Raw genomic sequence first — 2744 nt, 5'->3', positions numbered from 1 at the left:
TCTGTCTGCCACCAGTGGTCATAAACCGGTAAGTCGGTGAGCTCTGTTGTCCACTCATAAGTCGCAGGGTCTAAACGTTCGCCTGCCATGTAAATACGTTGCAGTGAGCTAATGTCGTAGCGGCTGAGGTGCTCGCCTTCGGGGTCTTCTTTTTTTATCGCCCGGAACGCGGTGGGAGCGGAGAAAATAGCACTGACTTTATAGTCCTGAACAATGCGCCAGAAGGAACCTGCATCTGGTGTGTTAACAGGCTTTCCTTCGTAAAGAATACTGCTGCAGCCGAAAATTAAAGGTCCATAAACGATGTAAGAGTGGCCAACTACCCAACCAACATCAGACGCCGTAAAGAAGACGTCTCCGGGGTTTAGCCCATAAACGTAATTCATTGAAAAGTTTAAGGCGACAGCGTACCCACCGTGATCACGTACCACCCCTTTGGGTTTGCCGGTGGTGCCGGAAGTATAAAGAATATAAAGCGGGTGGGTTGCCGGTAAGGGAACAGCTTCAGCGGGGCTGGCTTTTTCCATTGCTTTCGCCCAGTCGGTGTCCTGGCCGTCCTGCATTTCAGCCTCACACTGCTCGCGCTGATAAACAATGGTACGGGGGCTAAACTGCGCTTCTGCCAGTGCTTTATCAACAATAGGCTTGTAAGGTAAAACCTTGCTACCTTCAATACCACATGAGGCGGTAACGATGAGCTTGGGGGCGGCATCGTCAATGCGAACGGCAAGTTCGTGTGCTGCAAAACCACCAAAAACAACCGAGTGAATCGCCCCAATGCGCGCGCAAGCCAGCATGGCAATAGCTGCCTGAGGGATCATCGGAAGGTAGATAATGACCCGGTCACCTTTTTCAACGCCTCGCTGCTTCAGTACGTCGGCGAAGCATGCGACCTGATAGTGCAATTCGTTAAAGGTGTAGCTTGCTTTACTTTGAGTAACCGGAGAGTCGTAGTAAAGAGCGACTTGCTCACCGCGGCCCGCGTTAATCTGAGCATCGAGTGCTAAGTAACTGACATTAATTTCGCCGTCCGGGAACCAGTCTGCCATGCCATTTTTCCTGACATGCGCAGCAACTTTTGGTGGTTTGAACCAATCCAGACGACGCGCCTGGTCAAGCCAGAATCCTTCAGGATCTTGTTGAGCTTCTGAATAGACTTTCTTATAGGGTTGCATAGCACTACCTCAAATCCTTTTATGCAGAGCCTTTTAGCATATTCCGTTGGCTTAAATTTCCTATTCGACTTAGGTCTAAGCTGGCTTTGATCTCAATCGCAATTACCAGAATCTAAGTCGCCTTAGCAGCAAAAACTCAACAATGGCAATAATGACTAGCGAGCCACAGAAGATCATAAAGGCATCAGCATTTTCAACACCGGGCATGCCGCCAATATTAATGCCGAAAACACCGGTTAAGAAGCTGAGAGGTAAAAACACACCGGCAATAACGGAAAGCCAGTAAGTGTTGCGGTTCATTTTTTCTGCTATCGCCTGCTGCAGTTGCTCGCGTTGCATCCACACCTGTTCAAGCATTAAGTCAATTTGTTCGAACAACCGTTGGGTTGTGTCGCGTTCGTTGATTAACCATTGGTGCAGTTCGGGTGTCATGACTTTTTCAGCTTCGGTACTGAGCTTTTCTAAAGCCGCCAGCTGTGGTCGAATAAAGCGGTTTAGGCGCAATAATCTGCGGTGCAGGGCTGTAAGCTTTACCTGAACCGATGCGGTGTTATCAAAGCCTTCACCCTCAATGGCTTCAAGTTGTTCTTCCGCGGATGAAACGACATCTTCAATGCGCAAGTTTATCTGCTCAATGAGCGCGACGATAAAATCGTGTAACGACTCAGGTCCCATCTGTTGCTGGAGTTGTTCCCTTAGCTTTGCTATGGATAAGAATGGGCGTTTACGGAAGCTGTATAAAGCGCCTTTATAATACAGTATGCGCAAACTGAGCATGTCTTCCGGTGACTCACCGGTGTTTAAGTTAACGCCGCGTAGCAACAACATAAAACCATCGGGCAGACGCTGGAATCTGGGACGGGTGTCTTCTTCGAGTACCGCGTCAATGAGAGGTTCGGGGATCCCTGCCTGAGTTAGCCACTCTGTCAGGCCTTCAACGTCACGTTGGAAATGAAACCAGGTATTCTTTGTGGCTTCGGACGGTGTGTGAAGTTGTGTCGCGGGATGTTGATTGAAATCCCAGGCATCAATTAAAAAATCCATAGAACTCTCGCTTTAAGACTATTATTCAAAGTCTATAGCGAGGCGTTTAACTTGTCATTGTTTTCAGTAAGCTTCAGTCCGGAAGTTCACAAAGTGATGAGTCGAATACGACTAAATGATCAAAGTCGATATCAAAACCAATTTGCTCGCCAGTTTGCAGTGGTTGGTGAGAAGGACCTACCGCAAGTACATGACTGGTGTCTGAAAGCTCCAGAGTATAGAGATAGTGAGAACCGCGGAATCCACAACCAACAACAATGGCTTTCATTTCACTCTTGTTGTTGATCAATACATCGTCGGGGCGAACAAGAAAGTTCACGCTCATATCGGGTTTATTACTTAATTGAGAATGTTTAATGGTGCCAAATGCACAGTGCAGCTCCTGATCCTTAATTTCACCATTAAGCAGCACACCACGGCCAATAAAGTCAGCGACCAGTTGGTGAGTCGGCTGGTGGTATAGCGCATAAGGTGTTTCCCACTGGAGCAGTTGACCGGAATACATGACACCAGCCTTATCAGCCC

At 48.1% G+C, this 2744-nt stretch carries 3 protein-coding genes; all 3 read right to left on the bottom strand.

From position 1 onward, the window contains the following. The coding region (locus tag B3180_RS09320; RefSeq protein ID WP_286844197.1) for an AMP-binding protein at positions 1-1175 on the bottom strand (1175 nt) is incomplete at its 3' end. A gap of 102 nt (positions 1176-1277) precedes the next feature. Next, positions 1278-2219 carry a zinc transporter ZntB gene (locus tag B3180_RS09315; RefSeq protein WP_278358328.1) on the bottom strand — a complete coding sequence of 314 codons (942 nt, stop codon included), beginning with the start codon at positions 2217-2219 and terminating at the stop codon, positions 1278-1280. Between the two features lie 73 nt (positions 2220-2292). After that, the coding region (locus tag B3180_RS09310; protein WP_286844195.1) for a TOBE domain-containing protein at positions 2293-2744 on the bottom strand (452 nt) is incomplete at its 5' end.

This window comes from Idiomarina sp. UBA4206 (assembly GCF_002383015.1).
GTDB lineage: Bacteria > Pseudomonadota > Gammaproteobacteria > Enterobacterales > Alteromonadaceae > Idiomarina > Idiomarina abyssalis.
This window is presented reverse-complemented; position numbering and strand designations above follow the sequence as displayed.